At 44.5% G+C, this 15,390-nt stretch carries 18 protein-coding genes; 15 read left to right on the forward strand and 3 right to left on the reverse strand.

Annotated features, from left to right (window positions below; all coding sequences use genetic code 11):
• Positions 1–487: 487 nt before the first annotated feature.
• The 15 genes from K1F36_RS15585 (at position 488) to K1F36_RS15655 (ending at position 12,385) form a co-directional block, all read left to right on the forward strand.
• Positions 488–649: a LytTR family transcriptional regulator DNA-binding domain-containing protein gene (locus K1F36_RS15585; protein WP_258539114.1), complete on the forward strand. Its 162-nt coding sequence runs from the start codon at positions 488–490 to the stop codon at positions 647–649.
• Between the two features lie 125 nt (positions 650–774).
• Positions 775–1,380, forward strand: coding sequence for a TetR/AcrR family transcriptional regulator (locus K1F36_RS15590; protein WP_220114668.1), 606 nt, complete (start codon positions 775–777; stop codon positions 1,378–1,380).
• Positions 1,377–2,717: a TolC family protein gene (locus K1F36_RS15595; protein ID WP_220114669.1), complete on the forward strand. Its 1,341-nt coding sequence runs from the start codon at positions 1,377–1,379 to the stop codon at positions 2,715–2,717. Before K1F36_RS15590 ends, K1F36_RS15595 begins: the two co-directional genes overlap by 4 nt.
• On the forward strand, positions 2,698–3,618 hold the full coding sequence (locus tag K1F36_RS15600) for an HlyD family secretion protein (RefSeq protein WP_220114670.1): 921 nt from the start codon (positions 2,698–2,700) through the stop codon (positions 3,616–3,618). Before K1F36_RS15595 ends, K1F36_RS15600 begins: the two co-directional genes overlap by 20 nt.
• Before the next feature lie 26 nt (positions 3,619–3,644).
• Positions 3,645–4,514, forward strand: coding sequence for a hypothetical protein (locus K1F36_RS15605; RefSeq protein ID WP_220114671.1), 870 nt, complete (start codon positions 3,645–3,647; stop codon positions 4,512–4,514).
• 36 nt (positions 4,515–4,550) lie between these two features.
• Positions 4,551–5,456 carry an ABC transporter ATP-binding protein gene (locus K1F36_RS15610; protein ID WP_220114672.1) on the forward strand — a complete coding sequence of 302 codons (906 nt, stop codon included), beginning with the start codon at positions 4,551–4,553 and terminating at the stop codon, positions 5,454–5,456.
• Positions 5,453–6,181 (forward strand): ABC transporter ATP-binding protein, encoded by a 729-nt coding sequence (locus K1F36_RS15615; protein ID WP_067037505.1) that lies wholly within the window; start codon positions 5,453–5,455, stop codon positions 6,179–6,181. Before K1F36_RS15610 ends, K1F36_RS15615 begins: the two co-directional genes overlap by 4 nt.
• 12 nt (positions 6,182–6,193) lie before the next feature.
• Positions 6,194–7,300 carry an ABC transporter permease gene (locus K1F36_RS15620; protein ID WP_220114673.1) on the forward strand — a complete coding sequence of 369 codons (1,107 nt, stop codon included), beginning with the start codon at positions 6,194–6,196 and terminating at the stop codon, positions 7,298–7,300.
• 1 nt (position 7,301) lies between these two features.
• A complete protein-coding gene (locus K1F36_RS15625) occupies positions 7,302–8,423 on the forward strand; it encodes an ABC transporter permease (protein WP_220114674.1) in 1,122 nt (373 codons plus the stop codon).
• Positions 8,423–9,190: an LOG family protein gene (locus K1F36_RS15630; protein WP_220114675.1), complete on the forward strand. Its 768-nt coding sequence runs from the start codon at positions 8,423–8,425 to the stop codon at positions 9,188–9,190. Before K1F36_RS15625 ends, K1F36_RS15630 begins: the two co-directional genes overlap by 1 nt.
• Positions 9,187–9,579 (forward strand): hypothetical protein, encoded by a 393-nt coding sequence (locus tag K1F36_RS15635; RefSeq protein ID WP_220114676.1) that lies wholly within the window; start codon positions 9,187–9,189, stop codon positions 9,577–9,579. The genes K1F36_RS15630 and K1F36_RS15635 overlap by 4 nt, the downstream gene beginning before the upstream one ends.
• On the forward strand, positions 9,576–10,028 hold the full coding sequence (locus K1F36_RS15640) for a DUF2141 domain-containing protein (protein WP_258539111.1): 453 nt from the start codon (positions 9,576–9,578) through the stop codon (positions 10,026–10,028). The genes K1F36_RS15635 and K1F36_RS15640 overlap by 4 nt, the downstream gene beginning before the upstream one ends.
• The gene (locus K1F36_RS15645; protein ID WP_220114677.1) at positions 10,029–10,922 is read left to right on the forward strand and encodes a hypothetical protein; all 894 of its coding nucleotides are present in this window, start codon (positions 10,029–10,031) and stop codon (positions 10,920–10,922) included.
• 10 nt (positions 10,923–10,932) lie between these two features.
• Entirely contained in the window at positions 10,933–11,775 is an 843-nt protein-coding gene (locus tag K1F36_RS15650) for a restriction endonuclease (protein ID WP_220114678.1), read from the forward strand.
• A gap of 16 nt (positions 11,776–11,791) precedes the next feature.
• On the forward strand, positions 11,792–12,385 hold the full coding sequence (locus K1F36_RS15655; RefSeq protein ID WP_220114679.1) for a Pycsar system effector family protein: 594 nt from the start codon (positions 11,792–11,794) through the stop codon (positions 12,383–12,385).
• 44 nt (positions 12,386–12,429) lie between these two features.
• Here K1F36_RS15655 and K1F36_RS15660 read toward each other — a convergent pair whose 3' ends face one another.
• From K1F36_RS15660 to K1F36_RS15670, 3 genes are all read right to left on the reverse strand, one after another.
• A complete protein-coding gene (locus K1F36_RS15660) occupies positions 12,430–14,313 on the reverse strand; it encodes a SulP family inorganic anion transporter (RefSeq protein WP_220114680.1) in 1,884 nt (627 codons plus the stop codon).
• 250 nt (positions 14,314–14,563) lie between these two features.
• Complete coding sequence (locus tag K1F36_RS15665; protein WP_220114681.1) at positions 14,564–14,956, reverse strand: hypothetical protein; 393 nt, start codon at positions 14,954–14,956, stop codon at positions 14,564–14,566.
• Positions 14,953–15,372: a GreA/GreB family elongation factor gene (locus K1F36_RS15670; protein ID WP_108423174.1), complete on the reverse strand. Its 420-nt coding sequence runs from the start codon at positions 15,370–15,372 to the stop codon at positions 14,953–14,955. Before K1F36_RS15670 ends, K1F36_RS15665 begins: the two co-directional genes overlap by 4 nt.
• Positions 15,373–15,390 lie beyond the last annotated feature (18 nt).

Raw genomic sequence — 15,390 nt, forward strand, 5'->3', positions numbered from 1 at the left:
TATACTATCTCCGGCGTTTCCACGTTTAGCAATGTTTAATGCATATTGAGTTGCATTGTTCGCTAATTCAGAAAAGTCGGTCAGTAGTAATATTTTGTTAATGGCTTTCATACTATATGGATTTATGTACCAAGTAATGAAGTGATCTAAAGTACTTACATAAGTTAGAGAAAAAAAGGATCTTATAATAGCCTAGTAAAAACAATTTTAAATGCCAGTAGCACATGCCTTATTAAGTTTGACTAATGCTTCAAAAAAATAACTTTTCCGATTGTTTGTGCCCATACTGCTGGAAACGCTGGACACAGTTTACCACTTTAGCTGGCAAAAAATATCAACAAACAGTTGAACAATAATCTTCTAAGACAAAACTTGCAACGGTTCAACACATCCGCTTTTAGTTGTTCTCTATATTCATCCTTTTCAGGATCCACGTCAAGATAGAAGTAAAAAAACAATACTTACCTTATTGAACTTCAAACAGCTCATGGAAAAGTTGCCGGACAATCAATTTCTCCGGGCGCACCGGTCCTTTGTCGTGAACATTGCATATATAACAGCGTCCAGCGCAACAAGATCATCATCGGGGACATTCGAATCCCCATCGGAGAGAGTTACAAGGAAACATGCCTTAAACGATTGGGTATAGACTGAACGTAGATTCAATTTCCATATAAATCCAAAAGCCCCTATTACAATGAATTGCAAAATTTATGTTAACAATTTTATATTTATTAACCATTTGGTTAAATTTACTGGTTAACATATAGTATTATGATACATACAGATACTGAAAAAGCAATATTACAAGCCGCGAAGACCGTGTTTTATAAAAAGGGTCTTGCCGCAGCACGGATGCAGGAAATAGCTGATGAGGCCAATATCAATAAGGCTATGCTCCACTATTATTTTCGAAGCAAGGAGAAACTATTTGGAGCAGTTTTTCTACAGGCCTTTGGAGAATTGGCTCCTTTTCTGAACTCCATTTTCAATTCGGACAAACCTGTTTTTGAAAAAATCAGGGAGTTTGTGGACGGCTATATCACCTTTGTGGTCGACAACCCATATTTACCCACTTTCATCATCCAAGAAATGAACATCAACCCACAGTTTGGTGAAACATTTTTCAGGAATCATGTGACTCCTGACCCATCCAAATTTGAAGAACAAATAGCTCGGGAGATCGAACATGGAAATATTAGGCCCATTGATCCCAAACAATTGGTTTTGAACCTTATTTCCCTGACCGCATTTCCATTTGTAGGCAAAGGCTTGGTCATAGGTATTCTAGACCTGGATGAAATAGCCTTTAAAACCCTCATGGAGGAACGAAAAAAATTGATTCCTGAAATGATCATTAATACAATCAAAGTACAATGAAGCATCTGATCGACAGCATACAACATGTATCATGGAAGCTGGTATTGCCTCCTCTAAACAAGGATTCATTCCTGTTAGTGGTCCTCCTTTCATTCCCATTTATAATCCAGGCCCAAGAAACGATATCTTTGGACAAATGTTTGAGACTGGTCCATATAAATTATCCGTTGGCCAAGCAAACATCGCTGTTGACCGAACAGTTGGGACTGGATATTGATGCGATCAAGAAGGACCGCTTGCCTAAATTGGATCTCAATGGCCAGGCCACCTACCAATCCGAAGTAACAAGTCTTGGGGGGCAATTGATGAATGTTACCATTGACCCCCCAAATAAAGATCAATACCGCACGACATTGGATGCCAACCAATTGATTTACCATGGAGGTCTGATCGATGCTTCGATCAAAGCTAAGGAGACCAAGGCCGCCATTGGGCAACAGGAAGTTGAGATTTCTTTATATGGGCTGAAAAACCGTGTTAACCATTTGTATTTCTCCTTGCTTTTGTTACAGGAAAACCAAGATTTGTTGCGTGCAAAGGAATCCCAATTGACCGCAAGGCTTGAAGAGGTCAGGGCCGGTGTAAAATATGGCACCTTGCTTTCCTCATCAGCGGATGCATTGGAGGTCGAACTCATCAAAATCCAACAGCGAAACACAGAATTTTCACTGTCCAAATTGGATTTGCTTCAGCAACTCTCCATTATGATAGGCACCGACCTGCAACCACAGGTTGTATTACAGCGTCCAGAGGTTTTTCCCGTGGTTCCCGACCAGACATCCAAAAGACCGGAACTTTTGCTTTTTGAGCTACAAAAATCCCAAGTCGATCTGTCATCGGATCTTTTGGAAAGGTCCAAACTTCCAAAGATCAGTGCTTTTGCACAGGGCGGGTATGGGAATCCAGGGCTCAACATGCTGGACAATACCTTCAACTCCTTTTTCGTGACCGGTGTAAAACTCCATTGGAATGTCTTTGATTGGGACAAAAACCGAAAAGAACGACAGTCTTTACAGATTGACCGAAATATTGTCGATTCCCAAAAAGAAACCTTTGAATTGAACAATGACTTGGAACTGGTCAACCTGCAATCCGAAATAGACAAAATGGAGGAGCTCATCCGATATGATGAACAGATCATTCCCCGGTTTGAAAAAATGGTCAAGACGGCAGAATCCCAACTAAAAAACGGTGTGATAACCTCCTCGGCATATATCACCGAGTTTACAAATTTATTTGAGGCCAAGAGCAACCTTGCCCTCCATAAAACCCAAAAACTACTGAACCAGATTCAATATCAAATTACGCAAGGTACTTATGAAAAGAGCAGCAACTAATGTCCCTATGACCAAAAAAGCCCTAACAATATTGTCCATTTCAGCCCTGATCGTTTCACTTACATCCTGTAATGGTGGAGGGAATCTTGCCGATGGTTATGGAAATTTTGAAGCGACGGAGACCACCATCTCCGCCGAAGCCAACGGTAAAATCCAATTTCTGGATGTGACAGAAGGAAACCTCCTTGAAAAAAATGAAGTTGTCGGGGTCATCGACACCATCCAATTATCGTTGAAACGCGATCAATTGAAGGCCGCAAAACAAACCATTTACTCAAAATCAACAAACGTGCTCTCCCAGCGGGACGTGTTACAAGAGGAATTGCAGGTAGCCCAAAACGACAAGAAGCGCATTGAAAGCTTGATCAAGGAGAATGCGGCCACCCAAAAGCAATTGGACGACATCCAGGGCAAGGTACGCATCCTCCAACAGCAGATCAAGAGTGTCGAAACCCAGAACGCCCCCATTATCAATGAAGTCAAGGGCATTGAGGTCCAGATCGAGCAGATCGAGGACCAAATTGCAAAAAGTATCGTAAAAAGTCCATTGGACGGTACGGTATTGGTCAAATATGCCGAACCTGGCGAAGTCGCTGTCTTCGGAAAGCCCTTGTTCAAAATGGCCAACCTTGATGAAATGGAACTCCGGGTATATATCAGTGAAACACAACTGCCCAACATCAAGATCGGTCAACAGGTCACGGTCAAGATCGATGATGTGGATTCAATGAGATCGTATGAAGGCACGGTATCCTGGATATCCGCATCTGCGGAGTTCACGCCCAAGATTATACAGACCAAAGAAGAACGGGTGAACTTGGTGTATGCTGTGAAGATAAAGGTCAAAAATGATGGAAGCCTCAAAATTGGCATGCCTGCCGAAATGTGGATTGCGAACTAATCTATTTAACCCATAAAAGACATCCTATGAAACTACAACATTTTATTGCAATGATCCTAGTATTCCTGTTGGGCGCCGTTTCCTTGATAATGGGAACTTTGGTACTTCTTGGCATCCACGAAGCAGGCCATGTTGTCCTAAAGGGACTGTTGGTCTATAATATCGTGCTAGGTGCCCTGTCATTACTGGTAGCTTACCTTATTTGGAATCGATCTATGTCGACCTCAAGTTCTGTACTCCTGTTACTGTTGTCCCATATCTCCGTCCTGATCTTCCTCGTATTGTTTACAAACCATGTGGCCAAAGAAAGCATTAGGGCCATGGAAATCAGGGCCATCATCTGGGTATTGGTATTCTTGCTCATCCAATGGGGCTCCTTCAAAAGGTCAAGTCTACTGACCAGGAGTTGGAGAGGCATGGCAGTGCTGTTGGGTGCATCAACCATTTTCCTCAATTCCTGCAAAAATAATCCGAACAGACAAAGTTCTGATTCGCAAAGCAACCCAGGTCAAATACAGGTAGAAGAAGTCTCCCCAAATGTATCGGTGGCCCACGATGCATGGTCCGATGAAATCCAACTGGACCATGGATCCAAATGGCTGGCGAATATAGAGACCACTCTAGGGGTATCCAAGATGCTCACTGCCCTGAACGGCTTCAACGGCGGTTCCGTATCAGCGTACCAAGCATTGGGGGATGACCTCAACGAACTTAAAAATACCATTGTAAAGGAATGTACCATGACCGGGCCTTCCCACGACAATTTGCATGTCTGGCTTCATCCCCTAATCGAAAAAATCGAAGCCCTGCAAAATACCGACAGTGAGGCATCAGGAGTTCAAAGGGTACAGGACATTGAACAGCATTTAAATGGCTATTATGAATTTTTTGAATAGCTGTCCAGATTTAAGAAACAAAAGCAACCCATACCCATGTCCATTCGTATAGATCATATCAGCAAATCCTACGGAAAGGTCAATGCCTTGGATGACATTTCCATTCAAGTCGACCCAGGGGAACTGTTTGGGCTGATCGGACCTGACGGTGCTGGTAAGACCACCCTTTTTCGGATACTGACCACCTTGCTCTTGCCCGACCACGGGTCGGCATCCGTTGCAGGGTACGATATCATTGCCGATTTTAAGGCCATTAGAAAACAGGTCGGGTACATGCCCGGGAGATTTTCACTATACCAGGACCTCACGGTCGAGGAAAACCTTCGTTTTTTCGCCACGATTTTTGGGACGACCATCGCAGAGAATTACGATTTGATCCGGGACATCTATGTTCAGATAGAACCTTTCAAAAATCGAAGGGCGGGCAAATTGTCCGGTGGTATGAAGCAAAAATTGGCACTTTCCTGTGCTTTGATCCATAAACCCAAGGTGCTGTTCCTGGACGAACCCACAACGGGTGTTGACCCGGTTTCAAGAAAAGAATTCTGGGAAATGCTCAAAAGATTACAGGCCAAGGGAATTACCATTCTCGTGTCGACCCCCTATATGGACGAGGCCGCCCTATGTGATCGGATCGCACTCATCCAAGATGGAAGGATCCTTGAAATCGACACCCCAAAAGCCATTGTGGAGCACTATCCCAAACCCATTTTCGACGTTGGGGCCCACAACACGTACCTATTGATCGAAAAATTGAACGCCTATGTCCATAAACACAGTGTATTTCCCTTTGGGGAATACATCCACTATACGGATCAACGGGATGGGTTCGATCCTTTGGAGCTCAGGGCATACTTAAAAAATGAAGGGCTGCAGAACATCCATATCGAAAGGACCAAGGCAACGATTGAGGACACATTTATGGAATTGGCAAAACAATGAAGGAAGAAACAGTAATAAAAGTAGAGGGACTCACCAAGGTTTTTGGTGATTTCACCGCGGTGAACAAGATCAGTTTCCATGTCAGGAAAGGGGAAATCTTTGGTTTTTTGGGGGCCAATGGCGCCGGGAAGACCACTGCCATGAAAATGCTGATTGGCATTTCCTCTCCCAGTTCGGGTTCGGCCAATGTGGCGGGATTCGATGTATATACCCAAACAGAGGACATCAAGAAGAGCATCGGGTACATGAGTCAAAAATTTGCCCTGTACGATGATCTGACCGTCAAGGAAAACATTCGTTTTTTTGGGGGTATCTATGGGTTGTCCAAGAATAGGATCTCTCAAAAATCGAACCTGCTCATTGAGGAGTTGGGCCTGGAGAAAGTCGCCCATAGTCTGGTGGGATCCTTACCATTGGGATGGAAACAGAAAATCGCATTTTCAGTATCCCTATTGCACGACCCAAAAATCGTTTTCTTGGATGAACCCACAGGAGGGGTGGATCCCATTACCCGAAGGCAATTTTGGGAAATGATCTATAAGGCTGCCAACAATGGCACGACCATTTTTGTGACGACCCACTACATGGATGAGGCAGAATACTGCGATCGGGTATCCATTATGGTGGATGGCAATATCGAGGCCTTGGACACCCCAAAAAACCTAAAGACCCATTTTGGTTCGGATTCCATGAACGATGTGTTCTTAAAATTGGCAAGAAGTTAAACAGGTTACCATATGAAACGCTTTATCGGGTTCGTACAAAAAGAATTTTACCATATTTTCAGGGACAGAAGATCCCTGTTCATCCTATTCGGGATGCCCGTCGCACAAATCATGCTTTTTGGGTTTGCCATCACCAATGAAATCAACAATGTTGACATCGCGATTCTAGACCGGTCCCAGGATGCCTCTACCAAAGAGATCATCTCAAAAATATCGTCGTCGGAGTATTTCAGTATCCTCCAACACATAAAGGAGGAAGCGGAGATTGAGGAAGTTTTTAAAAAAGGGAAGGTAAAGGCCGTGCTCTATTTTGAAAAGGAATTCAGTAAAAAACTGATCAAACAACACACGGCCAAGGTTCAAATTGTGACGGATGCGACCGATCCCAATGTGGCCAACACCATCAGTAACTATATCAATTCCATCCTTTCCCATTACCAAGAGGAACAGAACCGGGCCATAACGTTGGACTATCAGATCGTTCCCCAATCCCGGATGGTCTTCAACGCGGAACTGAAAAGTGTCTATATGTTCATACCGGGGGTCATGACCGTCATCCTCATGTTGGTATCGGCCATGATGACCTCGATCTCGATAACCCGGGAAAAGGAATTGGGCACTATGGAGATTTTATTGGTATCCCCTTTGAACCCCTTTCAGGTAATCATTGGAAAGGTGTTCCCCTACATCTTTCTCTCTATCATCAATGCTGCCGCCATTGTTATACTGAGCATTTTCGTCTTCCATGTCCCCGTCAATGGCAGTCTGTTCCTGTTGGGCCTGGAAAGTGTGCTGTTCATTGTCACCTCCTTGGCACTGGGGATATTGATCTCCACTATTTCGGCCACCCAGCAAACGGCCATGATGATCTCCTTGATGGGGCTGATGTTACCGGTGATCCTTTTATCGGGCTTTATATTTCCGATTTCCAGCATGCCCGTTCCCCTTCAGGTCATCAGCAATATCGTACCGGCAAAATGGTTCATCATCATTGTCAAGGGAATCATGCTCAAAGGTGTGGGCATCAGCATTGTTTGGAAAGAAACCTTGGTCCTCTTGGGGATGACCCTTCTTTTCATTGGACTTAGTGTAAGAAAATATAAAATAAGATTGGAATAGCATGCGGGTAATCCTATATATCATAAACAAAGAATTCAGGCAGATCTTTCGGAACAAGGGCATGTTGCCCATCATTTTCATACTGCCGCTACTGCAATTGGTCATTCTTTCCAATGCGGCCACCTATGAGATCAACAACATTTCCTTTGGATATGTTGACAATGACCACACCCATACCTCCCGCGCCCTGATAGATAAGTTCCGTGCATCCACCTTTTTTGATGTTTCCCAGGTATTCCCCCATCCAAAAGAAAGCGACCTGGCCATGTTACAAGGGGAGGTCGATGTGGTATTGACCATCCCCGAGCACTTTGAACGGGATTTGTGGAAGGACAAAAATATCGATCTTGGGGTGACCATCAATGCCATCGACGGAGCTGCCGCAGGGGTTGAAAATGTCTATATCACCCAGATAATCAAAACATTCAACAAGAATCTGTCGGTAGACATGGTCCAGCTGTCCAATAACACAGTACGACCCGTTCTCATCGAGGGCATCCCCCTATTTTGGTACAACAAAACCTTGAACTATAAAACCTTTATGGTCCCCGGGATCTTGGTCCTATTGGTGACCATGATCACCTTGTTCCTTTCGGGCATGAACATTGTCCGGGAAAAGGAAATAGGCACCTTGGAACAAATCAATGTCACCCCTATTAAAAAGCACCACTTTATCATTGGGAAGCTTTTTCCTTTTTGGGTCATTGGTATGGGCTTGCTGACCATTGGCCTGGTATTGGCCAAGCTCATTTTCGCCACGCCCATGCTGGGAAGTCTGGCCCTCATGTACTTTTACACCTCAATTTACATACTGGTGATTTTGGGTATGGGTCTGTTCATCTCCAATTTTACGGATACCCAACAGCAGGCGATGTTCATCGCTTGGTTTTTTGTGGTCATTTTCATCCTGATGAGCGGTCTTTTCACCCCTATCGAAAGTATGCCCGAATGGGCCCAGTTCCTGACTGAATTCAACCCTATCAAATACTTTGTTGAAATCATGCGGATGGTCATGCTCAAAGGCTCTGGTCTTACCGATATTTTGCCCCAGCTTGTCAAAACAACCCTCTATGCCGTGATCATGAATGCCATGGCCGTATGGAGCTATAAAAAAATCAGTTGATGAACACACAAAACCATCCATTGCGACGATCGGAATCCAAATTCCTTCGAGGACCTTTGTCACGGTTCAAGGAGCTTGCCTTTACCTTTCGGGTACAACGAAGTTTTATCAAGGCATTTCGGAAGATGCACTTTATGGGACCCTGTGTGACTGTGTTCGGGTCGGCCCGCTTTCAACCCGACAACCCCTACTATGTCCAAGCGGAACAAGTGGGTGCCGCCTTGGCCGATTTAGGGTTCACGGTCATGACCGGTGGAGGCCCGGGCATCATGGAAGCTGCCAACAAAGGAGCCTTTGAAACAGGGGGATATTCAGTGGGCTGCAATATTATTTTACCCTTTGAACAAAAGCCCAATCCCTATCTCCACAAGTGGATCGATATCCCTTATTTTTTTGTCCGGAAATTCCTGTTGATGAAATACTCCTACGCCTTTGTGGTCATGCCAGGGGGAATTGGAACCCTGGATGAACTTTTCGAGGCGCTCACCCTGATACAGACTAAAATGATCCAGGATTTCCCCGTGGTCATATTTGGATCGGAGTACCATAGCGAACTCTGCAACCATATCAAGCTGATGGCAGCCAACGAGAGCATTGGATCCGAGGATATGAAACTACTCTTTGTAACGGACTCCATTGAAGAGATGCAGGAACATATAAAGACCCACGCAATCAAAAAGTTCAACCTGACCCGTAAACCCCAAAGACCAAAATGGTGGTTTGGGGAACAAAAGGTCCAGGGAATCTTCAAAAGCATATCACCATGAAGCAAAAGAGCATTGTCAGAACCATTACCTTGGGCGGATTGGTCTTGTTTACGGCCATCACCCTGTTCCTCAGCACTTCCATTCTATTGGACCTTTTCGGGATCCGGGAACATCAGGGCAACTATGTCCCCCTGGTCATTTGGAGCAACTTCCAATGTGGCTGGCTCTATTGCCTATCTCTCCTTGGATTGTTTTCCCATAAAAAATGGTCCGTTGTTCCCTTAGTGGTGGCATTGTTCATCCTGATGGGGGCATTTACGGGCCTATTGATCCATATTTTGGATGGGGGTCTGTATGAGGACAAGACCATCACCGCCCTGTTCCTGAGAATCATCCTGACCCTTTTCTTTGCCTTGGGCACCTATGTTACAACAAAACCCCAGTTATGAAAAATATACTCCTCATCAGTTTCACATCATTTGTACTGTCCACATCCATGACCTTTGATCGAGCGTACTCCAATATGAACCCTTCCCTGACCGTAAACGTGGAAGGTTTGCGGAACTCAAGGGGCGTGGTCCAATATGCACTGTACGATAGGGAAGGATCACTTCCCGATCAAAAGTTCAAAAAATACCATCAAATAAGGACGTCGTCCATATCCGATGGAAAGTCCTCCATAACCTTTACCGACCTTACACTGGGTACCTATGCCATCAGTGTGCTACATGATGAGGACAAGAATGGCAAGATTGAAATGGGATTGCTATTGCCCAAAGAAGGAATCGGTTTTTCCAATTTCAAAACGATTGGCCTGTCCAATCGTCCCAATTTCAGCAAGGCAAGCTTTGTCCTGGTCAAGGACAGTACCATCGTGGTGAACATGATCTATAAATAGATGCGGCTTTCCCTTCCCATATTGGCCCTTTTTCATTGTTGCTTCCAAATCTTGTATGGACAGGACAAGGATTGGCCTGGTATGGACTTGGATAAGGTCGCTCTGGTCAACCAACGGGAAAGCTACATTACATTTCCCATGGACATTGGTAATTTGGAACCCTTGATGTTCGAGGCCAATGTCAGCCCCAGTTTTATCATACGGAAACGTATGGACTCCAAATTGATGGGGGTGCTGACCCCCCAGATCATCATCCGAATGTACAATGCCGTTTCCTACCCGGTAAAGACCCCAAGCTATATCCCACAAATTGCCGCATACTATTTGATGTCCAAAGGTACCACTGGCACTCGAATGGCCCTATTTGGAAAGTTGGCCCATCATTCCAATGGTCAAAATGGGGCCTTTTACAACACGGATGGTACCGTCAACTTGGAGTCGGGAAACTTTGCCACCAATTATTTTGAACTGGGACTGGTCCATACATCCTTTGACAAGGCCGTGAATGCGACAAAATTCCTCAAGACATCCTTGGAAATCCATCCAAAGAGCTGGATGCTGGAGGAACTACAGGGTCATTATAGCGGTTTGCGCTGGCACAATGCCTTTTACGCGTACAAGCTCCCGGTGAAAATGGGACACCGAGGTTCCATAAAGGCAGATTTCTGCCTGAAATTGGAAGCCACCTGGTTCATGGACCAAGTAAACGATTGGGACCTCCTCGCTATCAAAAGATTGCATACACGGTTGACCGTATACTACCATCCCAAATTTTTGGAGGACATTGGATTTTTTATGGAATACTACCACGGCACGGATTATTACAACATGTATTTCCAGCACCGTCTCGATGTCATCCGTTTTGGCATCATGACCGAGGTACTACGATTTTAAAGCAATAAGCATGGAGCAACAAACATTTCAGGTAAAGAAATATTCCGGGGAACTGGAAGATTTTTCAATTGCCAAATTGGAACATTCCCTTCTAAAATGTGGGGCCACACCGCAAGAAATTGCCGCAGTTGCAGCCCACATTGAGCCTTGGATCTATGATGGGATTTCGACCGATGAAATCCACAGAAGGGTTTTTTCCTTTCTAAAAAAAGCAAACCGTGTACGGGCATCCAAATACAGCTTGAAACAGGCCATCTTTGACCTTGGGCCCACGGGCTATCCCTTTGAACGGATGGTCGGTGCCCTTCTAAGGCAAAAAGGGTACAAGACGAAGGTAGGTGTTGTTCTAAAGGGTGCATGTGTGGATCATGAGATAGATGTATTGGCAGAAAAACAGGGCAATGTCTACGCCATTGAATGCAAGTTCCATTCCGACACCAAATTCTCAAGTAATGTCAAGATTCCCCTGTACATCAATTCCAGGTTTTTGGATGTCCAAAAAAAATGGAACGCCGATCCGGAAAAAAGCATCCATTTAAAACAAGGTTGGCTGGTTACCAATACCCGTTTCACCACCGATGCCATCAACTATGGAAACTGCATCGGGTTGACGCTGTTAAGCTGGGACCATCCCAAGGACAACGGTATCCCAAAGCATGTGGACCGATTCGGACTCTATCCCATCACCGCACTGACCACACTGTCCAAGCACGAAAAGCGTCAGCTTCTAGATCGGGACGTCATCCTGACCTTGGAAATCGAACAACGACCCGAAGTATTGCAACCACTACACCTTTCTTCCAGAAAAACCAGGGAGGTATTGTCAGAGGTCCATCAATTGTGCCATTTGTGAACCAACAATGAACATTATGAAAAATACCGAATCCATATCGGAGAAAGCCTCATCAGAAAACCAACGGATGGAAAAACTGAAAAAGTACGATTCCCGTGGGGTACAGACCCTTTTCAGAACACTGTCCCGGAACCATTACAATCTTCTGAAAATGATCGACAACAAGGCCAGGATCATGCTCACGGTCAATTCCATCATCTCCTCCCTATTGCTGGGAGCCCTGGTCATTGTTCCGGCAAATGGAGAATTCACCATTACCATCGGAACCCGGATTTTGGTCATCTGTAGTCTGCTCTCCATGATATTCGCCATACTCAGCATGTTGCCCCATCGGTACATTGGAAAGGAATTCAGGGCCAGCAATTATAAGGGTACCCTCTATGCGGACAATTTTGCCAACCAATCCCTTGTCGAGTTTAAGGAAGAATTGAACCGCATAATGGAAAGTGGACAGAACACCTATGATGAAATGGTGGTCGATCTTTACTTCTTGGGCAAGGCCATAGCAAAAAAACAAGGTTTGCTTTTGATATCATCCGGAATCCTTTTGATAGGCATAATAGCAACGATTGCATATTCATTGATCAAGGGCACCGTTATTTTGAACTGACAAGTCTATCCAAAAAAATCTAGTCGTTTGAACCACAGGTAGATCTAATTTTCCTTCGATACATCAACTGTTTGATCCGAGTTGCTTTTTAAATACGCCGTACATGCTTGAAAGTCGATAAATATGCGGTTCTCCGAGATCAATGAAGGAATCAACCGAACGCGTTCCATCATGTACCTAGGCTGTTCCAACAATCCAACAAACAACACTTCGATTCCTGAATTTTTGAGATCGATCAATACATCCTCCAAGGTGTAGAGTCCCGATTGGTCCAAATATTGCATACGGTCCATGCGGATAATGACCGTTGATGCAGAGCGTGGAATCTGTTTGGCCAATTGCTGAAACTCACTGGTAAATCCAAAAAACAGAGGTCCTTTCAAATGTTTGATAAATACCTTTCTTTTTAGGCTTTCCGGAAACGCAGCTTCATCCGTCCAACCCTTTTCTTGCTCCAGGGTCTTCACATCGGAGCGTTCCGCGGTCAAGTCCCCCATTTTTTTCATGAACATCAATGATGCCAATACCAAGCCAACGCCCACTGCGTACACCAAGTTCCAAACAGTGGACAACACCATAACCACGAGCATGATGATCACTTCTGAACTAACCTTAAAGGGGCCAATTTTCGTGTCCCTAGGTAGAAACGGAATGGCCTTGAGCCCCTTATAATCTATCACCCCAATTCCGACTGTTACCAAGATGCCTGCCAAAACTGCCGCTGGAATTTTGGATGCCACTGGACCCAATGCCAACAACACCGTCAACAAGAGTACTCCGGCTACCATTCCAGATAATTTGGTTTTACCTCCTGCATTGATGTTCACCACAGTCCGAATGGTGGCCCCGGCTCCAGGCAACCCACCAAAAAATGCCGCAATACTGTTTCCTATTCCCTGCCCGATCAATTCTCTGTTCGGCCTGTGCTGGGTCTTGGTCATATTGTCCGCGACCACCGAGGTCAACAAAGAGTCAATAGCTCCCAATAAAGCAAGTGTAAATGCCGTAAATACATACGGTGTTATGGAATCCAGCCTAAATTGTGTGAACATATCGAAGTGAATTATGGGAAAGCCTCCAGGTATCTGTTCGATGGGTCTATAGTCCAGTCCAAGACCATAAGCTACACCTGAAACGACCAATAAAGCTACAAGTGCACTGGGAAGGGACGTCGTTATTTTTTTAAACCCATAAATAATAACAATCGTGCCAAAGGCCAAGGCCAATTCGAGCCAATTGATATGTTGTAATGCCCTTGGAAGCATGTTGATGGCACCCATCACACCAGAAGTATCCTTTCCTGCCAGTGCCTTTGCCTCTTTCAAAATATTTTCCTCTGAAACTTCTTCAGATCGGTCGATGGTTCCTTGGAAATCCTCGAGGACAAGCATACTTTCCCTAGATTCCTCTTTAAGGATTTTTCTCAAAATTGATTCTTGGGCCATGGGCCTATACTGATCCACAAGTGCCATGTCCTCTTTGGGATAATACCCCACCAAAGGCAAAATCTGGGTTACAAGGATAATGATCCCTATGGCGGTCATAAAACCTGAAACAACAGGATAGGGAATATATCTGATATACTTTCCGATGCCTACAAGTCCCAATCCTATTTGGACAAGTCCTGCCATCAAAAAGACCATAAGTATTGCTGGCAAAGCTTTCTCAAAATCACCATCATTGAATGCCAGAATGCTTGTTACCACGACCATGCTGACGGCTGTCATAGGGGCCGTTGGACCAGAAATCTGCGTATTGGTCCCTCCAAAAAGTGCCGCAAAAAAACTGATGAAGATGGCACCATAGAGTCCTGCACTGGGACCCATCCCAGAACTGACACCGAACGCCAACGCCAAAGGGAGGGCTACAATTCCTGCTGTGAGCCCTCCAAATATATCTCCTCGTAAATTGGAAAAAAAATTCTTCATGTTGTTTGTATGGTTTTTTAAATCCAAATCCGGTACTTTTTACGCCCAGATAACTACAACCAGACATTATCGAATTTTTGTACTAACGTGCTACCGATCCTTGGGTAGGGGTCGCCAAGTAATGGCCAAGGTACTTTCAGAATGGACCATTGGCATTGGTGGCAATGGTCGTTCCCTCCCTGTTTCACCAACAAAGGGTGAAAACCGTATTCTTCATTAAATTTTAATTCTTACGTATTGATCATCCAGGTTACCTTTGATACCTTTCCAAAATTTTTGAAAGCAATATCGTCTTGATCTTGGTATAGGTCTTGATATGGTCCATATAACTATTCCTATTTTTCTCATGGGTGTTCAGATAATAGGCGTCACATTCCGTGGTATCACACTCAATGGCATTTATCATTGTCCTTTCATATCGATACAGGGTGCCCAAGCGAAGTTGGTTATCCCGCTGGATGGCCAAAAGGCTTTGGTTTACCGCAGGGTTTCCCAATAGGCGTTTTTCCAATGGAATCAAATATTGCAGTTCATTATTGATCAACTCCATGGTTTCGGTCCAATTGGAAATCTCCAACTTGTCCTTTTTAACTATGATCTGGCTTATGGACTCGTGAAAATAGGGTCTGTTCACCTGCTTCATAATACCATGTTCAGGTTTATGGGTTCATTCTCCTGTTCCACATTTTCAATGCTCAATTTTTGGTTTCCGGAAGGAAACTCCCAAACTAGGGAATCTCCTTTGGCATACCCCATGACCGCTGCTCCCATGGGGGTCAGGATTGAAATATGGTTGTTTTTCACATCACTCCGACTAGGAAGTACCAATTTGAATTTTTTGTGCCATCCATTTTCGGAAATTATGGTCACCACGGCATTGAACCGGATGACATCATCCGGCATTTCCGCTTCGTCCAATATCCGTGCTGTTTCCATTTCACCCACGAGCTTTTTTACCGAGCTCCTAAGGGTATTGTCCTTATAGTATCCTGATAGGTTCATCAACCGCTTCAAAAGGACATATTCTTTTTTTTCAATTACCAAACTACCGTATTTCATTATTTTTCGTTTTATGTT

It is taken from the genome of Flagellimonas abyssi (assembly GCF_019457905.1).
Taxonomy (GTDB): domain Bacteria; phylum Bacteroidota; class Bacteroidia; order Flavobacteriales; family Flavobacteriaceae; genus Flagellimonas; species Flagellimonas abyssi.

What these genes read in the sequence shown, in the direction of transcription:
- K1F36_RS15585 (WP_258539114.1), top strand. Translation starts at nt 488, where the DNA reads ATGGAAAAGTTGCCGGACAATCAATTTCTCCGGGCGCACCGGTCCTTT.
- K1F36_RS15590 (WP_220114668.1), top strand. Translation starts at nt 775, where the DNA reads ATGATACATACAGATACTGAAAAAGCAATATTACAAGCCGCGAAGACC.
- K1F36_RS15595 (WP_220114669.1), top strand. Translation starts at nt 1,377, where the DNA reads ATGAAGCATCTGATCGACAGCATACAACATGTATCATGGAAGCTGGTA.
- K1F36_RS15600 (WP_220114670.1), top strand. Translation starts at nt 2,698, where the DNA reads ATGAAAAGAGCAGCAACTAATGTCCCTATGACCAAAAAAGCCCTAACA.
- K1F36_RS15605 (WP_220114671.1), top strand. Translation starts at nt 3,645, where the DNA reads ATGAAACTACAACATTTTATTGCAATGATCCTAGTATTCCTGTTGGGC.
- K1F36_RS15610 (WP_220114672.1), top strand. Translation starts at nt 4,551, where the DNA reads ATGTCCATTCGTATAGATCATATCAGCAAATCCTACGGAAAGGTCAAT.
- K1F36_RS15615 (WP_067037505.1), top strand. Translation starts at nt 5,453, where the DNA reads ATGAAGGAAGAAACAGTAATAAAAGTAGAGGGACTCACCAAGGTTTTT.
- K1F36_RS15620 (WP_220114673.1), top strand. Translation starts at nt 6,194, where the DNA reads ATGAAACGCTTTATCGGGTTCGTACAAAAAGAATTTTACCATATTTTC.
- K1F36_RS15625 (WP_220114674.1), top strand. Translation starts at nt 7,302, where the DNA reads ATGCGGGTAATCCTATATATCATAAACAAAGAATTCAGGCAGATCTTT.
- K1F36_RS15630 (WP_220114675.1), top strand. Translation starts at nt 8,423, where the DNA reads ATGAACACACAAAACCATCCATTGCGACGATCGGAATCCAAATTCCTT.
- K1F36_RS15635 (WP_220114676.1), top strand. Translation starts at nt 9,187, where the DNA reads ATGAAGCAAAAGAGCATTGTCAGAACCATTACCTTGGGCGGATTGGTC.
- K1F36_RS15640 (WP_258539111.1), top strand. Translation starts at nt 9,576, where the DNA reads ATGAAAAATATACTCCTCATCAGTTTCACATCATTTGTACTGTCCACA.
- K1F36_RS15645 (WP_220114677.1), top strand. Translation starts at nt 10,029, where the DNA reads ATGCGGCTTTCCCTTCCCATATTGGCCCTTTTTCATTGTTGCTTCCAA.
- K1F36_RS15650 (WP_220114678.1), top strand. Translation starts at nt 10,933, where the DNA reads ATGGAGCAACAAACATTTCAGGTAAAGAAATATTCCGGGGAACTGGAA.
- K1F36_RS15655 (WP_220114679.1), top strand. Translation starts at nt 11,792, where the DNA reads ATGAAAAATACCGAATCCATATCGGAGAAAGCCTCATCAGAAAACCAA.
- K1F36_RS15660 (WP_220114680.1), bottom strand. Translation starts at nt 14,313, where the DNA reads ATGAAGAATTTTTTTTCCAATTTACGAGGAGATATATTTGGAGGGCTC.
- K1F36_RS15665 (WP_220114681.1), bottom strand. Translation starts at nt 14,956, where the DNA reads ATGAAGCAGGTGAACAGACCCTATTTTCACGAGTCCATAAGCCAGATC.
- K1F36_RS15670 (WP_108423174.1), bottom strand. Translation starts at nt 15,372, where the DNA reads ATGAAATACGGTAGTTTGGTAATTGAAAAAAAAGAATATGTCCTTTTG.